Annotated in this window: 1 pseudogene; it reads right to left on the bottom strand. The window is 39.3% G+C overall.

From position 1 onward, the window contains the following. Window positions 1-62 precede the first annotated feature (62 nt). Window positions 63-125: pseudogene (locus RCF13_RS26310) on the bottom strand (excalibur calcium-binding domain-containing protein); the annotation flags it as partial. Window positions 126-710 lie beyond the last annotated feature (585 nt).

Below are 710 nucleotides of genomic sequence, written 5' to 3'. Positions count from 1 at the left end.
GGAAGAATAATAACTATACGTAGTAGTAAAAAAGAAGCTTACTAGAAGCTTCTTTTTTACTACTATTTTTCACATGCAACTCCATCGCCATCACGATCAAGATGTGAGGCATAACCTGGTTGTCCTTTATATAGGGGAGCTTTCCCAGCAGCTCTAACTGCAGCACAATTTTTGTAATATGCACTACTAGTATTTCCTGAAGCAGGTTGTGTTTGAGTTTGCTGTGCTTTTTTCTGTTCCTCTTGTTGTTTACGAGCTTGTTCATCAGCTTGGCGTTTTTGCTCTTCTTGTTGTTTGCGAGCTTGTTCATCAGCTTGGCGTTTTTGCTCTTCTTGTTGTTTACGAGCTTGCTCATCAGCGAGGCGTTTTTGCTCTTCTTGTTGTTTACGAGCTTGCTCATCAGCTTGGCGCTTTTGTTCTTCTTGTTGTTTACGAGCTTTCTCATCAGCGAGACGTTTTTCATCTTCTTTCTTACGAGCTTGTTCCTCGGCTTGACGTTTTTCATCCTCTTGCTTACGAGTTTGTTCATCAGCTTAATGCTTCTCATCTTCTTGTTTTTGAGTTTTTTCGTCCGCTTCTTTCTTTTCTAGTTCTTTTTTCTTCTCGCTCTCTTTTTCTTCTGCATTGTTAGAAGCAACTTTTTTACTAGTTGCTGTCGTTTTTTCAGAAGTAGGGTTTGAAATGCTTGATAACGCACCAAAAATAACAAA

This window comes from Stenotrophomonas maltophilia group sp. RNC7 (assembly GCF_030910085.1).
Classification (GTDB): Bacteria; Pseudomonadota; Gammaproteobacteria; order Xanthomonadales; family Xanthomonadaceae; genus Stenotrophomonas; species Stenotrophomonas sepilia.
This window is presented reverse-complemented; position numbering and strand designations above follow the sequence as displayed.